This is a genomic window from Corynebacterium tapiri, from assembly GCF_006334925.1.
Taxonomy (GTDB): domain Bacteria; phylum Actinomycetota; class Actinomycetes; order Mycobacteriales; family Mycobacteriaceae; genus Corynebacterium; species Corynebacterium tapiri.
Genome location: NZ_VDHJ01000005.1, coordinates 130,472 through 153,930, shown reverse-complemented (window position 1 = coordinate 153,930; position 23,459 = coordinate 130,472). Strand labels below are relative to the sequence as shown.

The 23,459-nt window shown below is 63.4% G+C and carries 21 protein-coding genes; 11 read left to right on the top strand and 10 right to left on the bottom strand.

Annotation, left to right across the window (positions count from 1 at the left end):
• The first annotated feature begins 137 nt into the window (after positions 1 to 137).
• The gene (locus FHE74_RS04690; RefSeq protein ID WP_139465346.1) at positions 138 to 707 is read left to right on the top strand and encodes a sigma-70 family RNA polymerase sigma factor; all 570 of its coding nucleotides are present in this window, start codon (positions 138 to 140) and stop codon (positions 705 to 707) included.
• 16 nt (positions 708 to 723) lie between these two features.
• Entirely contained in the window at positions 724 to 1,449 is a 726-nt protein-coding gene (locus FHE74_RS04685; protein WP_139465345.1) for a hypothetical protein, read from the top strand.
• On the opposite strand, the gene FHE74_RS04680 is transcribed toward FHE74_RS04685, so the two are convergent.
• Entirely contained in the window at positions 1,446 to 1,817 is a 372-nt protein-coding gene (locus FHE74_RS04680) for a DUF5319 domain-containing protein (protein ID WP_139465344.1), read from the bottom strand. The genes FHE74_RS04685 and FHE74_RS04680 overlap by 4 nt on opposite strands.
• Positions 1,818 to 1,929: 112 nt before the next feature.
• On the opposite strand from FHE74_RS04680, the gene guaB reads away from it, so the two are divergent.
• From guaB to guaA, 4 genes are all read left to right on the top strand, one after another.
• Complete coding sequence (guaB, locus tag FHE74_RS04675; RefSeq protein ID WP_139465343.1) at positions 1,930 to 3,450, top strand: IMP dehydrogenase; 1,521 nt, start codon at positions 1,930 to 1,932, stop codon at positions 3,448 to 3,450.
• Positions 3,451 to 3,466: 16 nt separating this feature from the next.
• Positions 3,467 to 4,597: a GuaB3 family IMP dehydrogenase-related protein gene (locus tag FHE74_RS04670; protein ID WP_139465342.1), complete on the top strand. Its 1,131-nt coding sequence runs from the start codon at positions 3,467 to 3,469 to the stop codon at positions 4,595 to 4,597.
• A gap of 98 nt (positions 4,598 to 4,695) precedes the next feature.
• Complete coding sequence (nagE, locus tag FHE74_RS04665; protein WP_180339683.1) at positions 4,696 to 6,693, top strand: N-acetylglucosamine-specific PTS transporter subunit IIBC; 1,998 nt, start codon at positions 4,696 to 4,698, stop codon at positions 6,691 to 6,693.
• A gap of 11 nt (positions 6,694 to 6,704) precedes the next feature.
• Positions 6,705 to 8,258: a glutamine-hydrolyzing GMP synthase gene (guaA, locus tag FHE74_RS04660; RefSeq protein WP_139465340.1), complete on the top strand. Its 1,554-nt coding sequence runs from the start codon at positions 6,705 to 6,707 to the stop codon at positions 8,256 to 8,258.
• Here guaA and FHE74_RS04655 read toward each other — a convergent pair whose 3' ends face one another.
• Positions 8,259 to 9,632: a PspC domain-containing protein gene (locus FHE74_RS04655; protein WP_180339677.1), complete on the bottom strand. Its 1,374-nt coding sequence runs from the start codon at positions 9,630 to 9,632 to the stop codon at positions 8,259 to 8,261.
• Positions 9,633 to 9,739: 107 nt separating this feature from the next.
• Here FHE74_RS04655 and FHE74_RS04650 point away from each other — a divergent pair, with 107 nt between their 5' ends.
• From FHE74_RS04650 to FHE74_RS04635, 4 genes are all read left to right on the top strand, one after another.
• Positions 9,740 to 10,927 (top strand): ATP-binding protein, encoded by a 1,188-nt coding sequence (locus FHE74_RS04650; protein ID WP_246049188.1) that lies wholly within the window; start codon positions 9,740 to 9,742, stop codon positions 10,925 to 10,927.
• Positions 10,924 to 11,595: a LuxR C-terminal-related transcriptional regulator gene (locus tag FHE74_RS04645; protein WP_139465338.1), complete on the top strand. Its 672-nt coding sequence runs from the start codon at positions 10,924 to 10,926 to the stop codon at positions 11,593 to 11,595. Before FHE74_RS04650 ends, FHE74_RS04645 begins: the two co-directional genes overlap by 4 nt.
• 70 nt (positions 11,596 to 11,665) lie before the next feature.
• Positions 11,666 to 12,292 (top strand): hypothetical protein, encoded by a 627-nt coding sequence (locus tag FHE74_RS04640; protein WP_139465337.1) that lies wholly within the window; start codon positions 11,666 to 11,668, stop codon positions 12,290 to 12,292.
• Complete coding sequence (locus tag FHE74_RS04635; RefSeq protein WP_139465336.1) at positions 12,289 to 13,806, top strand: Y-family DNA polymerase; 1,518 nt, start codon at positions 12,289 to 12,291, stop codon at positions 13,804 to 13,806. The genes FHE74_RS04640 and FHE74_RS04635 overlap by 4 nt, the downstream gene beginning before the upstream one ends.
• Here the strand turns inward: FHE74_RS04635 and FHE74_RS04630 are convergent.
• The 4 genes from FHE74_RS04630 to FHE74_RS04615 all read right to left on the bottom strand — a co-directional run bounded on the left by FHE74_RS04630 (position 13,803) and on the right by FHE74_RS04615 (position 16,973).
• Positions 13,803 to 14,354, bottom strand: coding sequence for an AMIN-like domain-containing (lipo)protein (locus tag FHE74_RS04630; RefSeq protein WP_139465335.1), 552 nt, complete (start codon positions 14,352 to 14,354; stop codon positions 13,803 to 13,805). The two genes, FHE74_RS04635 and FHE74_RS04630, sit on opposite strands and share 4 nt — an antisense overlap.
• A gap of 83 nt (positions 14,355 to 14,437) precedes the next feature.
• On the bottom strand, positions 14,438 to 15,115 hold the full coding sequence (locus FHE74_RS04625; protein WP_139465334.1) for a methionine ABC transporter permease: 678 nt from the start codon (positions 15,113 to 15,115) through the stop codon (positions 14,438 to 14,440).
• Positions 15,112 to 16,116, bottom strand: coding sequence for a methionine ABC transporter ATP-binding protein (locus FHE74_RS04620; RefSeq protein WP_139465333.1), 1,005 nt, complete (start codon positions 16,114 to 16,116; stop codon positions 15,112 to 15,114). Before FHE74_RS04620 ends, FHE74_RS04625 begins: the two co-directional genes overlap by 4 nt.
• Positions 16,113 to 16,973 carry a MetQ/NlpA family ABC transporter substrate-binding protein gene (locus FHE74_RS04615; RefSeq protein ID WP_139465332.1) on the bottom strand — a complete coding sequence of 287 codons (861 nt, stop codon included), beginning with the start codon at positions 16,971 to 16,973 and terminating at the stop codon, positions 16,113 to 16,115. Before FHE74_RS04615 ends, FHE74_RS04620 begins: the two co-directional genes overlap by 4 nt.
• A gap of 160 nt (positions 16,974 to 17,133) precedes the next feature.
• Between FHE74_RS04615 and FHE74_RS04610 the strand changes: the two genes are divergently transcribed.
• Positions 17,134 to 20,244, top strand: coding sequence for an error-prone DNA polymerase (locus FHE74_RS04610; RefSeq protein WP_139465331.1), 3,111 nt, complete (start codon positions 17,134 to 17,136; stop codon positions 20,242 to 20,244).
• On the opposite strand, the gene FHE74_RS04605 is transcribed toward FHE74_RS04610, so the two are convergent.
• Genes FHE74_RS04605 through FHE74_RS04590 form a run of 4 tightly spaced genes read right to left on the bottom strand, consistent with a single transcriptional unit; the run spans position 20,216 to position 23,455 of the window.
• Positions 20,216 to 21,028, bottom strand: coding sequence for a metal ABC transporter permease (locus FHE74_RS04605; RefSeq protein WP_139465330.1), 813 nt, complete (start codon positions 21,026 to 21,028; stop codon positions 20,216 to 20,218). The two genes, FHE74_RS04610 and FHE74_RS04605, sit on opposite strands and share 29 nt — an antisense overlap.
• A complete protein-coding gene (locus FHE74_RS04600; RefSeq protein WP_180339676.1) occupies positions 21,025 to 21,870 on the bottom strand; it encodes a metal ABC transporter permease in 846 nt (281 codons plus the stop codon). The genes FHE74_RS04605 and FHE74_RS04600 overlap by 4 nt, the downstream gene beginning before the upstream one ends.
• Positions 21,867 to 22,568: a metal ABC transporter ATP-binding protein gene (locus tag FHE74_RS04595; protein WP_139465328.1), complete on the bottom strand. Its 702-nt coding sequence runs from the start codon at positions 22,566 to 22,568 to the stop codon at positions 21,867 to 21,869. Before FHE74_RS04595 ends, FHE74_RS04600 begins: the two co-directional genes overlap by 4 nt.
• The gene (locus FHE74_RS04590) at positions 22,565 to 23,455 is read right to left on the bottom strand and encodes a metal ABC transporter substrate-binding protein (protein WP_246049187.1); all 891 of its coding nucleotides are present in this window, start codon (positions 23,453 to 23,455) and stop codon (positions 22,565 to 22,567) included. Before FHE74_RS04590 ends, FHE74_RS04595 begins: the two co-directional genes overlap by 4 nt.
• Between the last annotated feature and the right edge of the window lie 4 nt (positions 23,456 to 23,459).

The window sequence follows — 23,459 nt, the reverse complement described above, 5'->3', positions numbered from 1 at the left end:
CAGGAGATTTACCCGTCCTGAGCTGGGTGGATTACAAAGGTTAAACGTTTGTTAAATCTATTCATTGGCTCCCCGCGCCCTGGCAAGGATAGGGTGGACAATTACCTAGTAGATGCGTAAATAGAGGAAAAGTAGACGTGAGTGAGTTCGACGAAGAGCTGGCAGCCTTGGTGCCAGCCGCCCGCCAGGGTGACCGTCGTGCTCTCAAGCGACTCATCTCGCTTATCTATCCCAAAGTGCTGCGGTACGCCCGCGCACGCATCGGCGGCGGAAAATCCCCCACGCCGGAAGACGTTGCGCAGGACGTCTGTCTCGCTGTAAACAACGCGCTTCCTACTTATGCCGACCAGGGAAAGCCATTCATGGCCTTTGTCTATGGGGTGGCCTTTAACAAGGTGGCGGATGCGCATCGCACCCTCGCCCGTGACCGGCTTATTCCCCAGGAGGAGATGCCGGACGAGGTTGACGTGCGGCACAACCCAGAAGAGACGGCGCTCACACTCGACGGGAGTAACAGGGTGCGTGCTCTGCTCGATTGTCTTAATGACAAGGCACGCGACATCCTCATCTTGCGAATTTTCGTGGGACTTTCTGCGGAAGAGACTGCGGAGATCGTCGGGAGCACCCCGGGGGCTGTTCGCGTTGCCCAGCACCGGGCCCTTGCGACGCTGCGCAAGAACATCGACACCACTTCATTGACGGGATAGGAGGAAAACGGTCAACATGGATCGTTCCACGTCGGACAACTCACCCCGTCGCGTCACCGAGTTCCTGGAGCCAGTTTCGCAGGACGACCGCCTGGTCGACGCCCTTTCCCAGGGACACGACCCCTCACAGGGGACAGACGAACTAGCGGCCATGCTGCTTGAGTTGCGTGACGACGTCACCTCGGAAGCCGCTGACATGCAGTGGATCGAGGACCGATTCGGTCCGGACGATGAACTCGCCGCCCGGCGAGCCCGCCCGTTCATGCACGGCCTAGTCGGAGCCGCCGCAGCCAGCCTGGTCTTTGCTGGGACCGCCGCCGCGCTATTGACCACCGGCACCGTGTCGGTGGGGCAGCACCATGCGGTCGTCGAGCTGGCCGGAACGCTTGATCAGATGGATTCGAAGGCCGCCGAGGGTGATCTGGCTGGGGCTCGTGAGCTCATCGTCAAGGCCCGCTCCTTAGTGGGCGACATGAACGAGCGCCAGCCTGCCGATGCTCCCGCCCCCGAAACGGTCAGGGTGACTGTGCCGGCAAAACCGGTTAAGCCTGCCCCAGCTCCAGCTCCAGCCCCAGCTCCTGCACCGGAGACCGTCACCGAAACGGTCACTCACACCCCGGAACCGGAAAAGATCACGGAGACGGTGACTGTTACCCCGCAGACCGGGACGTCGACAAGCGCGACCCCAACCACCGAGCCGACGAGCACGTCGACCGCGCCCACCACAACGGCGGGGAACTAACGCCCGGCTAGTCCGTCGAGGTAGCCCAGGGCGTAGTCCCACGTGACGTAAGCGTGCACGTCGGGCTCCGCGGACGGCTCGTGCACCGGAGGCAGCTCTCCTTTGAGCGAGGCGCGCATGTTGGACTCCATGATGTCCCAGTCGTAGTAGTGCGTGTTTTCGCAGTCCTCGCAGAGGAAGAAGATGCCGCGCATGCCGCGCGGGGCGAGGTAGCGCTTGCACTCCTTAACAATGCGGAGGTCTTCGTTCACCTGAGCACGCTCGTGGGCATCCAGCGCCGGCACCTGTTCCTCGTCCTCCAGGAAGGAGGCCGGGTCATTCGGGTCGTCGGCGAAGGGATCTTGCGGCATCATGTGGTCGAAGTTCACACAGGTCACCCTATTGATCTCTGTGGCCCCGGGCAATTCCCCCCGCGGCCATTGACCCACTACGATGAACCACGTTTAGTGCATCAGTTGACGATTGAGGAGCGCGAATACCTTGAACACCACCCCGGCACAGTCCTACGGAGGAGATGACGCGCACAAGATTGCGCTCACCGGCCTCACCTTCGATGACGTTTTGCTCCTCCCGGCGGAAAGCCACATCGTTCCCAGCGAGGTAGACACGGGTAGCCAGTTCACCCGCAACATCCGCCTGGGCATGCCCATTGCTTCGGCGGCTATGGACACGGTGACTGAGGCGCGCATGGCCGTGGCCATGGCTCGCCAGGGTGGTATCGGCGTGCTGCACCGCAACCTCTCGATCGAGGAGCAGGCCGGTCAGGTGGAGATTGTTAAGCGATCCGAGTCTGGCATGGTCACTGACCCCGTCACCGCTCGCCCGGACATGTCCATGGGTGAGGTCGACGAGCTGTGTGCACGCTTCCGCATCTCTGGTCTGCCGGTGGTGGATGAGGCCGGAACCCTCGTCGGAATCGTCACCAACCGCGACATGCGTTTCGAGGCTAACCTCGATCGCCCAGTCAGCGAGATCATGACCAAGATGCCCCTGGTGGTAGCCCGCGAAGGCGTAGCCAAGGAGGAAGCCCTCGAGCTGCTGAGCACCAACAAGGTAGAGAAGCTGCCCATCGTCGATGCGGACGGCAAGCTCACCGGCCTGATCACCGTCAAGGACTTTGTGAAGACCGAGCAGTACCCGAACGCCTCCAAGGACTCCTCCGGGCGTCTGCTCGTGGCGGCCGGCATCGGCACTGGTGAGGAGTCCTTCCAGCGTGCGGCTGCGCTTGTCGACGCTGGGGTGGACGTCCTGGTTGTGGACTCCGCCCACGCCCACAACAACCGCGTCCTGGAGATGGTCTCCCGGGTGAAGAAGGAATTCGGTCACGTCGACGTCATCGGCGGCAACCTGGCTACCCGTGAGGCCGCGAAGGCCATGGTCGAGGCCGGTGCAGACGGCGTGAAGGTGGGTATCGGCCCGGGCTCCATTTGCACCACCCGCGTGGTGGCCGGCGTGGGTGCTCCGCAGATCACCGCCATCATGGAGGCTGCAGTTCCGGCGCGCGAGGCCGGTATTCCCATCATCGCTGATGGCGGTATGCAGTACTCCGGAGACGTCGCCAAGGCTCTGGCCGCAGGCGCGTCCACCGTGATGCTCGGCAGCATGCTCGCCGGCACGTTGGAGGCACCTGGCGACATCGTCGTAGTCGGCGGCAAGCAGTACAAGCGCTACCGCGGCATGGGTTCCATGGGTGCCATGCAGGGCCGTGGCCTCTCCGGCGAGAAGCGCTCGTACTCCAAGGATCGCTACTTCCAGGCCGATGTGCGCAGCGAGGACAAGCTGGTGCCGGAGGGCATCGAAGGCCGTGTTCCTTACCGCGGAGAGATCGAGGGAATCTGCCACCAGATCGTTGGTGGCCTGCGTGCGGCCATGGGCTACACGGGTTCTGCCAGCATCGAGGAGCTGCAGACCAAGCAGTTCGTGCGCATCACCGGTGCTGGCCTGCGCGAATCGCACCCGCACGATATCCAGCAGACCGTCGAAGCGCCGAACTACCGATAGGGGATCCCGAGTATTCATGCGTAACTACGTTGAGATCGGCATGGGCCGCGAGGCTCGCCGGACCTACCACTTGGACGACATCACCGTCGTGCCGTCGCGACGCACCCGTTCCTCCAAGGACGTGGACACCACCTGGCACATCGACGCCTACAGCTTTGATATTCCAGTGGTTTCTCACCCCACCGACGCCCTGGCTGGTTCCGTGGATTTCGTCGCCGAGATGCACGCACAGGGCGGCCTGGGCGTTATTAATGCGGAGGGCCTGATTGGTCGCCACGAGGACGTGGCGGCTGGTGTCGAGCGTGTGATCGCCGCCGCCCAGCAGGGCGAGCACGAGGCCACGCGCTGCCTGCAGGAGCTGCACGCTGCCCCGATCGATACCGAGCTGCTTGCACAGCGCATCGCGGAAATCCGGGCGACCGGAGCCACCGCGGCGGTACGCGTTTCCCCGCAGCGCGCTCGTGAGCTTGCCCCGGCTTTGATCAAGGCCGGGACTGAGCTGCTGTTTATTCAAGGCTCCATTATCTCCGCGGAGCATGTTGCGGTGGGTGGCGACCCGATCAACCTGAAGGAGTTCATCGGCGAGCTAGACATCCCGGTCATTGCTGGTGGAGTCTCGGACTACACCACCGCCATGCACCTGATGCGCACCGGCGCCGCAGGCGTGATCGTCGGCGGAGGAATCAACACCTCTGCCGCAGCCCTGGGCATCGACGTACCCATGGCCACTGCGATTGCCGATGCTGCCGCTGCCCGGCGCGAGTACCTCGATGAGACTGGCGGCCGCTACGTGCACATCCTGGCCGACGGTGAGATCGAGACGTCGGGTGATGTGACCACCGCTATCGCCTGCGGCGCCGACGCCGTGATTCTGGGCGCCCCACTGGCTCCGGCCAAGGAGGCCACCGCCACCGGTCACTTCTGGCAGGCCTCTGCTGCTCACCCCCGCTTCCCGCGCGGAGTGGTGGAGCGCGATGAGCTGGCGCTGCTGGAAGACGAGCCCGTGTCGCTGGAGACGATCCTCAACGGCCCGTCCTCGGACGCCTTCGGTCTGGAAAACATCGTGGGCGGTTTGCGCCGCGCAATGGCTAAGTGTGGGTACACGGATCTGAAGGCTTTTCAGAAGGTTAATCTTTCTGTGAGCTAGTCAATACTTAGCCCAGAAAGAGCTTTGGCTCACCTGGACGGCGAGTACATTCAACAGTGAATGGACTCGCCGTTTTTCTATGAAAGGGCATGAAGATCATGTCAAACGTCATGACCGCTCTCCAGCGCTTGGGCAAAGCGTTGATGGGCGCGGTAGCAGTTATGCCGGTAGCTGCGCTGCTCAGCGGCTTCGGTTATCTCATTAGCAATATGGCCGGCGAAGATAATTTCTTTGCCCTAATATTGCTGAACTCGGGTGGGGCAGTCCTGGATAATCTGGGACTCATTTTCGCTATCGCTATTGCATTTGGCTTGGCTAAGGATTCCAATGGTGCGGCCGCTCTTTCGGGCTACCTGGGATTTGCCACGCTGACCACGTTGCTCGACCCGGAAAAGGTCGCCGTCTATAAGGGAATCGACGCGGAATCCCTTGAGGGGCAGGCGGCCATCGATTGGGCCGCCCAGGGTTGGGACGCCGTAAACAACAAGAACGTGTTGTTCGGCATCCTCGCCGGCGTCCTCGCTGCCTGGGTGTACAACCGCTTCAGCAACACAAAGCTTCCGGACGCGCTGGCGTTCTTCTCAGGCCGCCGATTGGTGCCCATCCTTACCGCCCTGTTTGCCATCGTGCTCGCCGCCATCATGTTCGTGCTCTGGCCGTTGGTCTACAGCGGGCTGTTCAGCTTTGGTACCTGGATTCAGGGCTTGGGCGCGATCGGTGCCGGCATCTATGGCTTTGCCAACCGACTGCTCATTCCCACTGGTCTACACCACGCCCTGAACTCGATCTTCTGGTTCGATGTCATTGGCATCAACGACATCGGCAAGTTCCTCTCCGGTGCCGAGACCATCGAAGCAGCCCGCACCGCCACCGACGCGGCCAGCTGCCCGGGTGCCTGGAACGGCACCACCTGTGAGGTTGTCGGCGTGGTGGGACAATACCAGGCTGGTTTCTTCCCGATCATGATGTTCGGCCTGCCTGGCGCAGCCCTGGCCATCGTGCTGCGTGCAAAGCCCGGACAGCGCAAGGTCATCGGATCGCTCATGGGCGCCGGTGCTCTGGCCAGCTTCCTTACGGGTGTGACCGAACCGCTGGAGTTCTCCTTCATGTTCGTCGCCCCGCTGCTGTACGTGGTACACGCCCTGCTGACGGGTATCTCCTTGGCGGTGGCCTCTGCCTTCCACTGGACGGCAGGCTTCGGCTTCTCCGCCGGCCTGATGGACATGCTGCTTTCTTCCTCTAACCCGCTGGCACACCAGTGGTGGATGCTGCTGCTTTTGGGCCTGGCATTCTTCCTGCTCTACTTCGGCATCTTCTACTTCCTTATCGGTGCCCTGAACCTGAAGACCCCGGGCCGCGGAGAGGAAGAAACCCCCGCAACAGCGGAAACCGCGCAGAGTGGTGACAAGTACGACGCTATGGCCTCGCGCATCATCACTGGACTGGGTGGAGCCCGCAACATCGATACGCTGGACCACTGCACGACCCGACTGCGGGTTACCACTCACGATCCCGCGCGGGTCGACGAACCTGCCCTGCGCGCCTCGGGCGCAGCCGGCGTGATCCGCCCCTCCAAGACGGCCGTGCAGGTTGTTGTGGGCCCGCAGGTCCAGTTCGTATACGACGCCGTCGCCAAGCGCATGCACGAACCAACCGCCGGAACCTCACTCCACGCCCCGGTGCGAGGGGAGGTAGTGGACCTGTCCACTGTCAGCGATGAGGCGTTCGCGTCCGGTGCTCTGGGACAAGGCTTCGCGGTCGTGCCGCAGGCAGGTTCGCTGCTGACGATCACCGCTCCGGCCGACGGCACCATCACCCAGCTGATGAAGTCCTCGCATGCGTTTGTGGTGCGTACCGACGACGGCCTGGATGTGCTGACCCACATCGGATTCGACACCGTGACCCTCAAGGGGGAGGGCTTCACCCCGCTGAAGTCGAAGGGAGACACGGTCCGCGCCGGGGAGCCGGTGATCGAGGTGGATGCCGCGGCATTGCGCGAGCGTGGGTTTGATTTGACGACGGCCGTCGTCATGCCAGAAAAGTCGCAGACTACTGCTGTGGAACTCACCCCTAACGGTGCCCGGGTACTGCGCTAGAATCAGTCCGCGTGACGCAGCAAACTCCTCGCCCCGTTCTCGTCGTCGACTTCGGCGCGCAGTATGCGCAGCTCATCGCTCGGCGGGTGCGTGAGGCCAACATGTACTCGGAAGTCATCCCGCACACCGCCACCGCGGACGAGATTGCGGCCAAGAACCCGGCAGCCCTGGTGCTGTCGGGTGGGCCCTCCTCGGTATATGCCGAGGGCGCTCCGCGCCTGGATCCGGCTGTGTTCGACCTGGGCCTGCCTGTCTTTGGCATCTGCTATGGCTTCCAGGTGATGGCCAGCTCCCTGGGCGGCACGGTCGCAGAGACCGGTGCGCGTGAGTACGGCCGCACCGACATGGCGGTGGCAGGCGGATCGCTGCACCGCGAGATCCCGTCCACCCATGAAGTCTGGATGAGCCACGGAGACTCCGTGACCCAGGCACCGGAGGGCTTCGAGGTCACGGCCTCCACCCCGGGCGCCCCCGTGGCAGCTTTCGAGTGCGCCGAGAAGAAGATGGCCGGTGTGCAGTACCACCCGGAGGTGGGGCACTCGCCGCATGGCCAGCAGGTGCTGGAGCGCTTCCTTACCGAGATCGCCGGCCTGGAGCCGACCTGGACCGCGGAAAACATCGCGGAGAAGCTGATCAATGACGTGCGCGAGCAGGTCGGCGATGGCTACGCCATTTGTGGTCTGTCCGGCGGCGTGGACTCCGCCGTGGCCGCAGCACTTGTGCAGCGAGCCATCGGTGACCGTCTCACCTGCGTTTTTGTCGACCATGGCCTCCTGCGTAAGTACGAGCGTGAGCAGGTGGAAAAGGACTTTGTGGCAGCCACCGGTGCCAAGCTGGTCACGGTTGATGAGTCCGAGGCCTTCCTGGCCAAGCTCGCCGGGGTGACCGAGCCGGAGGCGAAGCGCAAGGCGATCGGCGCGGAGTTCATTCGCTCCTTCGAACGCGCCGTGGACAAGGCTCTCGACGGCCAAGACACCGCCTTCCTGGTGCAGGGAACCCTGTACCCGGATGTGGTGGAGTCCGGCGGAGGAACCGGAACTGCCAACATTAAGAGCCACCACAACGTGGGCGGTCTGCCCGACGACGTCGAGTTTGAGCTCGTTGAGCCCCTGCGCCTGCTGTTCAAGGACGAGGTGCGTGCCGTTGGCCGTGAGCTGGGTCTGCCGGAGGAGATCGTCGGCCGCCAGCCGTTCCCTGGCCCGGGTCTGGGCATTCGCATCATCGGTGAGGTCACCGCAGAGCGCCTGGAGATCCTGCGCGACGCTGACTTCATCGCGCGCGACGAGCTGACCAAGGCTGGCTTGGACGAGCAGATCTGGCAGTGCCCGGTCGTCCTCTTGGCCGATGTCCGCTCCGTAGGTGTGCAAGGCGATGGCCGCACCTACGGCCACCCGATCGTGCTGCGCCCGGTCTCCTCGGAGGATGCCATGACGGCAGACTGGTCGCGTGTGCCCTACGACGTGTTGGAGAAGATCTCCACCCGCATCACTAACGAGGTGCGTGACGTTAACCGCGTGGTCCTCGACGTGACCAGCAAGCCGCCGGCCACCATCGAGTGGGAGTAACTAGCTGTTCATCACGGTGAGGGGGCCGATGCCCTTTCCCACCGAAATGTGCAGCGTCTTGCCGGGCTTGTCCTGGTTGTACGTACCGGAGACGCAATTGCTGGGGCCGAGGTTTCGGCCGCACGTCAGCTCGTAGGGGGTATCGGGAGCTAGGACCGTGAGCGCTCCGGCACCGTGGCCGATGATCAGATCCTGGTCGTGCTCCAAGTCCTTGACGCGGCGCAGGTCGATGGTCTGCAACCCAATCTGGCCGTGGTAGCCCTCCGGAACGTCGTTACGATCCTTGGGTTGCTTGAAGGCGTCGGCATTTCCAGCCGGAGCCAGATCGGGGTGGAGTGCTGTTGCTATCCCTTCGCCGGGGCCGTCGACAAGCGTCACGTCCAAGACGGGGCCCGTGGCGTTGGGGTTGAGGCGGCCGTCTTTACAGGTCGCATGCCCTTCGCCTTCGCAGTGCAGGAGCACGGGCACGCTGGTGGGCAGGATGACGGTGGCGTCGGTGTCATTGGCCACCACGCGGGTGTGATTGTCTTCCGTCAGCGGCCCGAGCTCCGCCAAGTTGACGGTTGCGGAGGTCTCCTCCCAGTCGTAGTCGTAGAGCAACTCGCCTTCAGAACGCACCATCCAGTTCTGGCTTGGCGTGCCGTTGGGGGAGCTGCGGAAAACGATGCTGCCCACGCCCACAAAGGCGATGGCAGAGATAATCGCTCCCACGATGATGGTTATGGCCGTGATGGCTCCGACGATCCATGGCCACACAGCCACTCGGCGGTGTTCAGGCTGCGGCGGCCGGATGTTCCAATCATGGGCAGAGGTGCCCAACGGTTCCCAGGTTGTGCCAGGAGTGGGGTTAGCAGAGGCAAATAGGCCCAGGTTTACCTGCTGAGGAGCGTGTTTTTTCGTCCCCGGGATCAAACCAGCGGGTGGATACGGCAGGCGCCGTTGCAACCCCCACCACGCCAGACCAGTAATCACGAGAGCCAAAAACGAGGCAAAATCCCACTCGGTGGTGACGGCGGTAATGATCGCAAAAATAAGGAGGCAATACCCGATTGGGCGTTCGCGTCGTTCTTCCGCGATTAACGAGGTCGAGGAGGCAAAGAGGGTCTGCCCAGGTGCTCTGTTCAAGCCATAACGGGGCAGGAACATCCAGGCCAGGGCATACATCAACAGTCCTCCTCCTACGCTTAATAGGAGGGTGACGACGACAAGATATAGACGGATGATCACTGGGTCGATCTGGTAGCGCACCGCGATGCCTTCGCAGACACCTGCGATGTATGCCTTGCCCCCCTGCCGTCTGGGGATACGCGGTGGACGTGTCTGCCACATCTCCTGCACAGTGGAGGCAGCGTTGAATCCCGTTGGTGAACTCATAGCATTTATCTTGCGCGATACTGCGCCGCTCAACATCGGGTAGTACCCCGATTTTTAGGAACCGCACCCCAGTGGGTGCCTTCCTTGATGTGGAACGAGGCTGCTTTATGACAGCATCTGCAGACATGCTCTCTGCTTATGCTTCCGACCCCACGCGCGCGTACCCCACGTATACGCGGGCGCGGAAGCCGCGCACCGTTGCTGGTGTTGCGGCGGGCTTGGCACAACACTTGCGTGTCGACGTCTCGATTATTCGCGCAGTGTTCATCGGATCCTCACTTCTTGGGGTCGGCATCATCTTCTACCTACTGCTGTGGGTTTTCGTGCGCCGCGTCGAGGTGCTCGACGACGTTCCCGACCGATTTGGCCTGCCCCGGTTGGCCAACCTGCTGTTGCTGGTGGGCGCACTCTTTGGCCTGAGCTTCGTGGGGACGGTGAGCGTTAGCCTGCCCGGCGGGGTCGTTCTTCCCCTGGTCGCGGTGGGAGTAGGCGCCCTTTTTGCCTGGCAGGCCTACGACCGCGGGTTGAGTAGCGCCACCGGCACGCTTTCGTTGCTGGTGGGCGCCGGACTGGTCATCGGTGGTCTGAGCGTGGCGTTGGTGTGGTGGGACAACGGCGGAATGTCCGGTGCGGTGATCTCCGTGTTGCTCACCCTGGCGGGAGTAGTGGTGCTCGCGGGCCCGGCCGTGCTCAAGCTGTGGGAGTCGGCCGCGCAATCGCGCGCGGAGAAGGTGGCCGCTGATGAGCGCGCAGAAATCGCGGCACGCCTTCACGACTCGGTGCTCCAGACGCTGGCGCTCATTCAAAAGCGATCCCACGATAGCGATGAGGTGGCGCGCCTAGCCCGTGCTCAGGAACGCGAGCTGCGGGGATGGCTTTTCGACGCCGAAGACAAGACGGGAGAGCAAACCGTTCTCTCTGCCGTCCAAGTCGCCTGCGGCGAGGTGGAGGACATGTTTGGAATCCGCATCGCGCCTATCACCGTGGGCACGGATCGTCCCCTGGATGAGAGCTCCCAGGCCATAGTGCTTTCCGCCCGCGAAGCGATGGTCAATGCGGCCAAACATGCCGGGGTTGATTCCGTCGACGTCTATGCGGAATTACTCGGAAATACCCTAGAGATCTACGTGCGCGACCGCGGCGCTGGCTTTGACGTGGGTGCCATTCCGGAGGATCGCCATGGCATCCGTGATTCCATCCGCGCCCGGGTGAACAAGGCCGGGGGTGATGCGCGCATCAAATCGTCGGTGGGCAGCGGCACCGAAGTGCGCCTGACGCTATCGTATGACGCATGACAAACGCGGTACGAGTCTTTCTGGTAGACGATCACAGCGTGTTTCGCGCCGGGGTGCGCGCTGAGCTCAGTGGTCGAGTCGACGTCGTGGGTGACGCCGGGACCGTAGAGGATGCCATCGAGGGCATTAAGCGCACCCAGCCCGATGTGGTGCTGCTGGATGTGCACATGCCCGATGGCGGTGGGGTGGCCGTGCTGCGGGGCGCGCCGGGCCCGTCGTATCTGGCACTGAGCGTGTCGGATGCCGCCGAGGATGTGATCTCTCTGATCCGTGCCGGAGCGCGCGGCTACGTGACCAAGAGCATCGAGGGGGGCGAGCTAGCCGAGGCCGTGGCGCGGGTACACGCCGGTGATGCGTACTTCTCCCCGCGTCTTGCCGGCTTCGTCCTGGATGCCTTCGCCGGCGCCGCAGTGGTCGAGGACCCGGCAGGTGAGCCGCAGCGTATGGATACGATTGACCACGCAGCCGTCGATACGCTCACCCGGCGCGAGCTCGAGGTGCTGCGCCTTCTGGCGCGGGGATACACCTACAAGGAAATCGGCTCGGAGCTGTTCATCTCGGTGAAGACTGTGGAGACGCATGCCTCGAACATTCTGCGCAAGACGCAGCAGTCCAACCGCCATCAGCTGACGCGCTGGGCCTACGATCACGGATTTGACCAGCGATAGAACACGCTATCGAAAATGGGTTTGACGCACCCTTAAAATTAAGCGCATACTTGTTCCCATGGTGGGCGCTATGGGAACACAGATTCGAGATACGGGGGATCGTGATCACCGTATCGCCCAGCTGCGCGCCCGCATGGCCGCAGTCGCGGGAGTCCCGTCCCGAGAAGACGGCCTGAACGTCGGGCTTTCGCTACCTGTCCCGCGCCGGGCTGTCACGACCATGGGGGACTGCCCGGCCCTAGTCGTGGAATGCATCTCGCAGGTGACCCAGTCCGGCGGATACGTTGGCGTCGTCGGATGGCCCGATCTCTGCGTCGCTGCGATCGAGCGTATGGAGCAGTTGGTGCTGGTCCCCGATCCGGGGTCTGATCCGCTGGGGGTGACCTCAGTCCTCGTGGAGGGCCTAGACCTGGTGGTGTGCCATAGCCGCGTTCCGCTCACCCTCAGCCCGGTGCGGGCTCGCCCGCTGCTGGGACGTCTGCGTAAGGGCAAGGCCGCCTTGGTGTTGGTGGGGCTCGACGTGGCCTCCCCGGCGTTGAGAATCGACGCGCACATCAGCGAAATCCGGGGCATCGAGCGGGGGCGCGGGCGCATTGATGCCCTCGACATCGACGTCCGGATGCGCACCCGCGACGGCCGCCCAGCACGTGAGACGCTGACGATTGGCCGCGCTCGAGAGCACCTGCGAGCAGTATGAAGGTCGCAGCTCTGTGGTTTCCTGACTGGCCCTGCCAGGCAGTATCCGTGGAATCGAAGATCGTCGGACCGGTTGCGGTAAATAAAAACCACCGGGTGCGCACGTGTTCGTCGAGCGCCCGGGCGCGCGGGGTGCGTCGTGGGATGAAGGCGCGGCAGGCACAAGCCGTATGCCCGGAACTGACGATCGTGGATGACGATCCCGACCGAGACGGACGAGTCTTTGCCCCGATCGTCGATGGGTTAGACGACGTTGCCTCCTCCGTAGAGGTCCTGCGTCCCGGGCTCGTCGTGGTCGATCTCGGAGCGGCCGAGCGCTTCCATGGGGCCCGGGCCACGGAGATGCTTATCGACGCCGCAGCGCGGCAGGGGGTCGATGCCTTTGCCGGGGTGGCCGGGGAGATCGCGACTGCGGTCTTGGCTGCCCGGAGTCAGGCAGTGGTCGAAAATTCACCCGCCTTCCTGCACGGGCAGCCGCTGCATCTGCTAGTGGCGGAAGAGGCGCTGGGATGCGATGTGGGCGTGGTGAATTCGCTGCGCGATGTAGGAATCACCACGCTGGGCGACTTAGCCGCCCTGCCGGCTGCCGCGGTGAGTGCACGTTTTGGGGCGGCCGGAATGCGCTGCCGTGACATCGCCCGGGCTGCGCCGGATCGTCGAGTAGCACCTGCCATCGATGCCCCGGACCTGACCGTCTCGCTGTGCCCAGAGGACCCCCTCACGCGCGTTGATGAGGCCGCCTTTATCGCGCGTTCCCTGGCCGCACAACTGCATGAGCGGTTAAGTGCCCAGGCAGCGTCGTGCCGACGCCTGCGCGTACGTGTTGAGCTTGTCGGAGGCGAGGAGCTGGAGCGGGTGTGGCGCACGCGTGAGGCCCTCACGGAGTCTGCCACCGCCGACCGGGTGCGTTGGCAGCTCGACGGCTGGCTCAGCACCGGGGGACAGGCCGCGGTGCGCCTGCTCGAGCTGACTCCGCTGGAGGTGGGGGAACCAGAGCAGCCGCGCCTGTTCGGAAACTCAACCGGAGGCGAAGACGCCCACCGGGTCATCGCGCGGGTGCAGTCAACGCTGGGCATCGAGGCAGTTGTTCAACCTCGGCGCGTGGGTGGCTACGGAGTATCCGAGCGCGTGGAATACGTGCCCTATGGGGAACGACGCGATCCGCTACCTCCGGCCCCGTGGCCAGGCCAGATCCCTCACCCCCTGCCGGCGCGTTTGGGAGGTGGCCCGCACCATCCGGCCTCGCGCATCAGGCTTATCGACGCCTCCGCCGCCGACATTTACGTCACCGCCGAAGCGCTGCTGAGCTCGGTGCCGTATGCCCTGGGGTGGGGAAAGAACCGCTATCTGGTCGTCGCCTGGGCGGGCCCGTGGCCTTATGAGGGCAAGTGGTGGAAAAAGGACGAGCGCGTCGCGCGCCTCCAGGTCGTTGGGCAGGATGCACAAGGCAACCCCCGCGCCTGGCTATTGGCCTGGGTGAAGCGGTCCTGGAGGGTGGAAGCGACGTATGCCTAGGGGGTCTGGCGGAAGTCGATGACCAGACGCAGGGGTTCCTGCAGGACCTCTACCGAGTACGGCATGGACGTCGTGAGTCCAATGACAAACTGCGAGCGCCCCTCAAACGTTCCTGCGCTGACTACCTCCACGACGTTGCCAATGCCCTCGGTGTGGTCGAGTTGCGCGGGAGCAACTCCTGCTTGGTGGGCGGACACGGTGCCATCGATGTTGACGTTGAGTGCAGTCGACCCCTGGACGTCGATGGTCCTGCCGGATCCCAGCTGGGAGGGGTTATCCGTATAGTCGACGAACCAGCCCGGAGATCCAGTTCCAGAAAGGTCAAACACCACGCGGTCGAAACCGGCGTGGGAGCCCACACGCACCCCGGTGACCACGAGGGAAGACGAAGGGGAAGGTCGCAGGGTTTTGGCTTGCATGCTGGCGTCGCCAAGCGGGCGCGTACCCGCCGGGGCCGCCTTATCGAGCCCCGCGCCGGAAGGAGAATCGCCAACACCGCACGCAGTCAAAAGCAAGACTGCGGAAAGGGCGACGAAAACGGAGCGCATAGCTAGACCGTAGCGACGCCTCGAAAAAGCGCAAAACCCAAACCCGGACTGGGTTTGGGTTGTGGACGCATTGTTACCAAAAGCTAGCGGCGCATGATCTTGCGCGAGAGCCAGTTGCCCAGCAGCTGGGCGACCTGCACCATGATGACGATGACAGTCACAGCGGCGTACATCGCCTGCGTATCAAAGGCTCGGTAGCCGTAGACCATGGCGAAGTCACCCAGGCCGCCACCGCCGACGATGCCGGCCATTGCAGACATGTCCATGACGGCAATGAAGATGAAGGTGTAACCCAGCACCAGCGGGCCCAGCGCTTCGGGCAGGATCACGCTGGAGATGATCTGCCAGGGAGTAGCCCCCATGGCGCGCGCGGCCTCGATCTTGCCGGGCTCGATGGAGACCAGATTCTGCTCCACGATGCGAGCGACCGCAAACGTGGCCGCGATCGCCATCACAAAGGTGGCCGCTCCTCGTCCGATAGACGTACCCACAACTGCCACCGTGATGGGGAAGAACATCGCCACCAGGATGATGAAGGGGATGGGGCGGAAGAAGTTCACCAGAACGTTGAGGATCCAGTAGATCGGGCGGTTCTGGAGGATGCCGCCATCGCGGGTGGTGTACAGCAGCACGCCCAGCACGAGTCCGGCGATGCCGCCGGCGAGCATGGTTACCGACACCATGAACAGGGTGTCGACGATGGCCTCGACAAACGTGGACCCCAGGCGGTCCCAGTTTGCCGCGAGAATCGTTTCCGTCATCGCGCAAGCTCCGTAATCTCGGTCGTGGTGGACAGGGTGCGAGCAAACTCGTTGATCGCGGCGTCATCGCCATTCAAACGCACAGTGATGCGTCCGAAGGACTGCTGCTGCAGCGTGGTCACGCCGCCGTGGACGATTCCCACCTCGACTCCGGCCTCGCGGAGCGCAGTGATGGCATCGAAAAAACCGGAGTGTTCCGTCAGCTCGATGGTGAACAACCGACCCGGGTGGGCCAGCAGGTCCTCGGCCTCGACCTCGTCGGGAGTGTTGCGCAGAGAGGTAGCCACGAAGCGCTGGGCCACAGGGGTCTGCGGGCGGGAAAAGACCTCTGCCACATTGCCGTACTCGACGACGCGGCCGTTTTCCATCACCGCCACCTTGTCCGCGATCGAGCGCACGACATCCATCTCGTGAGTAATCACCACGATGGTGATGCCCATCTCCTGGTTGACCTTGCGCAGGAGAGCAAGCACTTCCCGCGTGGTCTCGGGGTCCAGGGCGCTCGTAGCTTCGTCCGCGAGCAAGAGGCGAGGGCTGGTGGCCAGCGCACGCGCGATACCGACGCGCTGTTTCTGTCCGCCCGAAAGCTGCTCCGGGTAGTTCGAGCCGCGCTCGCTCAGTCCTACGAAGTCCAGCAGCTCGGCCACGCGGGCCTTGCGGTTCTTCACCCCGGCCAGTGCCAGCGGGTACTCGATGTTTCCAGCGGCAGTGCGGGAGGAGAACAGGTTGAACTGCTGGAAGATCATGCCGATGTCTCGGCGCAGGCTGCGCAGCTGCTTTTCGCGCATGCCGACGATGTCGGTGCCGTCGAGAAGCAACTGCCCACTGGTGGCAGTGTCGAGGCCGTTGATCAGGCGAACCAGGGTGGACTTGCCAGCGCCGGAGTAGCCGATGACGCCGAGGATCTCTCCCGGTTCAACCGTGAGGGTGACGTCATCGACGGCGCGGACGGAGCCGAAATCCTTGGAGACGCCGCGAAATTCGATGCGGGTGCCGGTCACTTGGTCTCGTTCTTCAGTCGATCCAGGACGGCTGCCAGCTGCTCCGGGGTGCGATCCACCGGCACGGCGGTGCCGCCGGAGGACTCAACGACGGCCTCGGTCACAGCCGGGTCCTTCCAGAGCTCGGCGAGCTCCTTGATCTTCGGGTCCTCAGCCTTCTCCGGGGTGGTGACCCACACGTTGATGTACGGCTCGGCCAGCTCGGAGTTCGGGTCATCCTGGAAGATGGCGGACTTGGCGTCGATGCCGGCGCGCTCCAGGAAGGAGTTGTTGATGATGGCCGGCAGACCCTCGTTGTAGGAGATGGTGGTCTGCGCAGCATCCACCGGGACAACCTCGACCTTGGAGGCCTCGGTGTCGATGTCGGCCGGGGTCGGGTTGAGCAGGCCCTCCTTCTTCAGGGTGAGCAGGCCGGCCTGGACCAGGACATTGATGCCGCGGCCCTGGTTGGTGGCGTCGTTCGGGATGGCCACGCGCTGGCCCTCGATGCCGTCGAGAGAGCTGTGGTCCTTCCAGAACAGAGCGAGCGGGTAGATCTCACCGGAGGAGATGGCCTTGAGCTCCGTGCCGGCGCCCTGGTTGTAGTTGTCCAGGAACTGCAGATGCTGGAACTTGTTGACGTCGATCTCGCCCTGGGAGAGAGCATCGTTCGGGGTGTTGTAGTCGGAGAAGTTGACCACGTCGACCTTGATGCCCTTGTCCTTGGCCAGGTCCTCGAAGACTTCCCATTCCTTCAGGCTGGCATCGGTGGTGCCCACCTTGATGGTGTCGCCCCCACCGTTGCCGCCACAGGCGACGAGTCCGGTGGCGGAGATGGCGACGGCTGCTGCGCCGGCGATGATGCGGTTGAGTTTCACGATGTTTTACCGATCCTTTTGGGAGTGCGTGGGCGTGCGCCGCCCCTGGACACAGGCCTAGTTAGGGCCTTGACGGCTTGAAAACTAGCACCGTCTGTACCGCTTAGTCTATTCGGGGGTAACCTTGTAAGCGAATACATGTTCGATTATGGTGTGGCTCATGAGTGTTACCGGGGGACGGGCGCTGAGTTGGTCACGCCTGGAAAAACTACTGTCGGGGAGGCCTTCCGCAACTCCCGTGGCGGTCTTTGCGGAAACAAAAGCCCCTTCGGCCCCGCAGCCGCAGCGACCTTGGGCGGAGTTGCACGCCACGTCCTCGTATAGCTTTCTCGACGGGGCAAACTCCCCGGAAGAGATGGTTAACCGCGCTTACGAGCTGGGAATAACCGCTTTGGCGCTGATAGATCGGGACGGTTTCTATGGGGCCGTGCAAATGGCCGAAGCTGCAAAGAAAGTAGGTCTAGACACGGTCTTCGGGGTAACCCTCAGCCTGGAGAATCGAGATCTCACCCTCTTGGCACGGAACCCGAACGGATATCAAAGGCTCTCGCACCTTGTCACGCAGGCGGCTATGGATGCGGGGGAGAAGGGAAAAGTCGCATACCCCGAGATCGAACTTATAGCCGAACGGATAAAAGGCACGTGCATTGTCCTGGCTGACCACCACTGGGTGGATGACATGCCGCGTCTCATCGCAGCCTTCGGGGCAGACAACGTGGTCTTGGAGTACGCCTTTTTGCTCCTGCCAGAAGACGCCGATCATCATCGACAGCTGGACCGTTTCAACAACCTCCGCGCCATAGCCACGGCCCGCCCGGCGGCGGCCACGCGTCAGGACGCTCGCTTGGCAGCCGCAAAGCGCTCCCTGGCGCGCACGCAGAGCCTCGAGGCCGCGCACGGTCACCTGCCACCCATGGGAGCGGGGTGGTTGCGCTCGGCGCAGCAGATGGAGGTCATCAGCGGAGGACGCATCGAGCTTATCGACGCCACGCTCCACCTCGCCGCAGAGTGCGCCTTCACGCTTGATCTCCTGGCCCCGGAACTGCCGGACTTCCCCGTTCCGGAAGGACACACGGAAATGTCGTGGCTGAGACAGACCACCTGGGAACGCGCTAAACAGCGCTACGCCACTCGCCCCGAGGACATCAGGCAGCGCGCGTGGCAGCAGATGGAGTATGAGCTGGGAGTCATCGAAAAGCTGAACTTTCCCGGTTACTTCCTCATCGTCAGCGACCTGGTGGATTTCTGCCGAGACAACACCATCCTGTGCCAGGGACGGGGCTCCGCCGCCAACTCCGCGGTCTGTTTCGCCTTAGGCGTCACGAACGTGGAGCCGATCTCTGCCGGTCTGCTCTTCGAACGCTTCCTCTCACCCGAGCGCGACGGTCCGCCCGACATCGATGTGGACATCGAGTCCACGCGCCGGGAAGAGGTGATCCAATACGTCTTTTCCACCTATGGAAGAAATCGAGCAGCGCAGGTAGCCAACGTGATTACGTATCGCCGCAAGGGCGCTATCCGCGATGCCACGCGTGCTCTGGGATACCCGCCAGGCAGCGAGGATGCCTGGTCGAAGGGCTTAAGCGACCCTCCAGAAGACGTGGCCGCTTTGGCCGCGCAATTCGAAGGCCAACCTAGACACCTGGGGATCCATTCGGGAGGCATGGTCATCTGCGACCGCCCCATCGCGGACGTGGTGCCCACCGAGTGGGCCCGGATGGACAACCGCTCGGTGATCCAGTGGGACAAGGACGACGCGGCAGCTGCGGGGCTAGTCAAATTCGACCTGCTGGGGCTGGGAATGCTGGAGGCCTTGCACCACATGATCGACCTGGTCGCGCAGGAAGGCATAACCGTCAACCTGTGGGAGCTCGACCTGGCCGACCCGGCCGTATACGACATGCTGTGCCGGGCCGACGCGGTGGGCGTGTTCCAGGTGGAGTCGCGTGCCCAGCTGGCTACGTTGCCTCGTCTGAAACCGCGGGTGTTCTTTGACCTGGTTGTGGAAGTGGCACTGGTGCGCCCTGGGCCCATTCAAGGCGGTTCCGTGCATCCCTACCTGCGCCGAAGGAATGGGCAAGAACCGGTAACCTATGACCACCCAGTCTTGGAAAAGGCCTTAGCCAAGACCCTGGGAATTCCGCTGTTTCAGGAACAGCTCATGCAGATCGCCGTGGACGCGGCAGGCTTTACGGGCGCAGAAGCGGACAGCCTACGTCGGGCCATGGGCTCGAAGCGCTCGACCGAGAAGATGGAGCAGCTGCGCACCCGGTTCTTTGCTGGGGTACAGGCCTCCCACGGGATCGACGAGGTCACTGCCTTAACGCTGTGGAACAAGATCGTGGCGTTTGCCGCCTATGGCTTCCCAGAGTCGCACTCGCAGTCTTTTGCCTCGCTCGTGTACTTCTCCGCGTGGTTCAAGTGCTACTACCCGGCGCATTTCTGCGTTGGGCTCCTGCGCGCGCAGCCCATGGGGTTCTACTCGCCTCAGTCCTTGCTGCAGGATGCGCGTCGCCACGGCATCACAGTCCTTCCCGTCAGCGTGAACGATTCGGGCGTCGAATCCAGCGTTGAAGAGGGAAACATCCGAGTAGGCCTCAACCTGGTTTCCGGGGTAGGGGAGGCCGCCCTGCACCGAGTTGCCCAGCATCAGCCCTACGAGTCGGTCTCAGACTTGGCGCGCCGGGCAGACCTGGGAGTCGCGCAGGTCCAGGCGCTCGCTCGTGCGGGAGCCTTGGAATGCTTGGGCCTGGATCGTCGCCAAGCTCAGTGGGAGGCCGGAGTCGCCGCCACGGAGCGAGACGGAATGCTGCCTGGGATGTCGGCGATCAATGCCCCGGCCCTGCCCGGAATGAATGCCTTCGAGATCATGGTGGCGGACGTGGCCACCACTGGCATTACCCACGATTGCCAGCCGATGGAGATGGTGCGAAAGAATTTGCGCCAACAAGGAGTCATCACAGCCGAGCAGCTGCGGGAGGTCGAGGACGGCACACGGGTGCGAGTGGCCGGCGTGGTCACGCACCGCCAGCGCCCCCAGACCGCCTCTGGGCTGACCTTTTTAGGCCTTGAGGACGAGACGGGTTTGATCAACGCCTCAGTCTCGGTGGGACTGTGGAACCGGCAGCGCGTGCTCGCCCGCACGGCCCGCGCGCTGATTCTGCGGGGAACAGTCCACAACGCCACAGACGCAGTCACCCTTACTGCCGACCGGCTGGAACCGATCGACCTGGGGCACTATCTCAGCCGCGCCTCACGCGACTTCCAATGAGGGAAGCCAAAAACACCACTCCATAAACCACGGTCATGGTGGCTGAGGTGGCGGTGCCCAGCTGCAGCGCGAACCAAAAACCGAAAGCCGCGCCGAAAACAGCCACTAACCCAGTAACAATCAGCATGGTGCTCAACCGAGAGCACCATAGGCGAGCTGACGCTGCGGGAATAATGCTCAACGCGAGGGTCAACAAAGACCCAGCAGCGTGGAAGGCGAAAGTCGTGGTCACAGCGATGTCAAAGAACAGAACCCAGGGGATCCACTGGGGAACTCCCACCAAGCGAGCAAACTCCGGATCCACCGTGTCGATAGCCAGACACCGCGCCAGCGCGCACACCAGCACGATGTTGCACACTGCCACCACGGCCATCACATAGCTGTAGCGAGGTGAGGAGAACACCGCCAGGTTCACATCTCCCACCAGGGCGACATGGGGATCCAGGTGCACCGACGTGAGATTCCCCGAGATGATCAGCACACCGATGGCAAACAGTGCCGGAAACGTCAGCCCCAGAGCCGCACCGGTCGATAGTTTTCCGGTCCGATCCAGCCAGTGCGTTAGCCACACCACCAGCAGGCCGCTGGCTCCCGCTCCGATCGCAAGAGCGGGCGAGCTGAGATCGCGAGTGAGCAAGTACCCCACAGCGATGCCGGGGAGCACGGCGTGCCCGAGGGCGTCGACAAGCATTGATTGATTGCGCAGCATCATGAAGCTGCCGGGGACCGCACACGCGACTCCCGTGGCCACAGCAAGCAGCAGCGCAGAAGCAAGGAAACTCATCGTTTAACCACCACGCTCACAAGCGCGAGCAGGGAAAGAATCACCACGATGACGGGCCCGGTGGGGAGCTGCCATACGCCGATGGACACGTATACTCCTAGCCCGCTCACCGCAGCGCCCAGAGCTCCCGCGAGCATCACCATGGAGCGCACCGAGCGCGCGAACTGCCGGGCAATTGCGGCCGGAGCCACCACGAGCGAGACCATGAGCACTAGGCCCACCGTCTTCACGCCGATTACCGTGGCCACCACGATCGACCCCAGAAGGCAGACAGAAAGTGCTCGTACCGGAAGGCCTGCCAGCCTGGCTCCTTGGGGGTCGAAGCTCAGCAGAGTGAACTCCTTCAGCAGCAGCGAAAGCACAACAAGCACAAGGCACCCCACCACGCACAAGGTGGCCACATCCAGCACGGTCAGCGTGGCTGCATTGCCGAGCAGCAACCCGGAAAGCCCTGCCGAATGGGCAACCCCGCGCGAGGCGATCGCATCCAGACCCATCATTCCGGCTCCGAAAAACAGCGACAGGCTCACCGCCATGGACACGTCCGGACTCAGGGGAGAAATCGACACAATCGCACGTGTCAGCCCCACCGCGAGCACACCACTCAGGCTCGCGCCGAGAAGGATCACAGGAAGCGAACGACCATCTAGGCCCAGCAGACCAGCCACGATAAACGCGCCCAGCGCGCCGGGCAGGCTCGCGTGTGCCACCACGTCGGCGATCAGTGACTCGCGACGCACATAGGTGAACACTCCCAGCGCACCGGCAACCGCACCCACCACGACTGAGCCGATGAGCGTCATGGAATAGGTGTGGTTGGAAAGTAGGTCGAGCGGATTCACGGGGCCGTCTCCAACCCAAACGCCCGCCGCAGCACGTCCGTGCCCAGCGCCGTGCTCGGGGGGCCTTGCGCGACCACACGTCCGGAGGACAGGACTACGACGTCGTCGCATAGCTTCGCCACGGCGGAAAGGTCGTGGTGCACGATGATGATGGTCGCGCCTGCACGGTTCAACTCGCGCAGGACATCAGTAATCAGGGCCTCGCTGTGGGTGTCCACGCCGGCAAAGGGCTCGTCGAGAAGCACCACCTCGGGCTCTTGCGCCAAGGTCCGTGCCAGCAGCACGCGCTGGAGCTGGCCGCCGGAGAGCTCGCTGATGTGGCGCGAACGAAGGTCTGCCGTTTGAGTGCGTTCGAGCGCGCGTTGGGCCCGTTCGCGGTGAGCCGGTTTCAGTCGGCGGAACAGTCCAGCATCGCGGTAGGTGCCCATGAGGGCGACCTCGCCGACCGTGATGGGAAAGCTCAGATCAAGCGCGCTGCGTTGGGGAAGATATCCTAGGCGCGCGTCGGAGAAGTGGGCATGCCCGAGGGCCGGCACCAGCCCCAGACTGGCTTTGAGCAGGGTGGACTTACCGGAGCCGTTGGGGCCGACGAGCCCGGTGATGGAACCAGCGGCGATCTGGAGCTTGTCGACGTCCAGCGCAGTCACCTCGCGATAGACCACCCGAAGCCCATCCAGGGTTAGTGCCGCCTGGCTCATGCGCTTAGGCCCTCGGCGATGGCGTCGATGTTGTGATTGAACGCGCCGAGATACGTATCGGTGGGGGCTTCAGCTCCCAGGGTGTCGGCAAAGAGTTCAGCATCCGAGACCTTGACCTCACCGCCGCGCTGCTTGACAGCCTCCGTCAGGGCCGTAATGGCCTGGGGGTTGGATTGGGAATCCAAGAACACGGTGTGCACCTTGTGCTCCACGATGTAGTCGGCCAGCTCCGAGAGCTGAGAAGCAGACAGGGTCGCCTCGGTGGACACAAAATCGGTAGCGCGGACCTCGAAGTCAAACGTTTTGCCAAAGTAGTTGAAGGCGTCGTGCCCGGTGACCAGCACCCGGTTGTCCACGGACGCCAGCTTCTCGTGCGCCTGCTGCTCGGCCTCGGAAATCTTGTTGGTGTAGTCGGTGGCGCGCGAGTGGTAATCCTCAGCGTGCTCGGGGTCGGTTTCAGCCAGCTTGTCGGCCACCTCGTCGACGACCAGCGTCCAGGCCTTGGGGTTGTTCCAGATATGCGGATCGTGGAGGTCATCCTCCCAGGGGAGCAGCATCTGCTCGGGGAGCTGGTCGCCCACGGCGAGCTGCTTGCTGCCAAGCGAACTCAGCTGGTCGGTCATCTGTGCTTCCAGGTGCAGGCCGTTCCAGAGCACCACGTCCGCGTCGTGGATGGCCTGGATGTCCTGGGTACTGGGCTGGTAGGTGTGCGGATCCTGGCCGGGGCCGACCATGGTGATCACATGTGCGTCCGGGGCGAGGTTGTGAACCGCGTCTGCCAGGTAGCCAGTGGTGGCAAAGACGGTGAGCTCGTCCGAAGTGGAAGCATCAGGCGAGCAGGCGGCGAGTCCAGCCGCGCAGAGAACGAGGGGAAGTGCCTTGCGCACGACT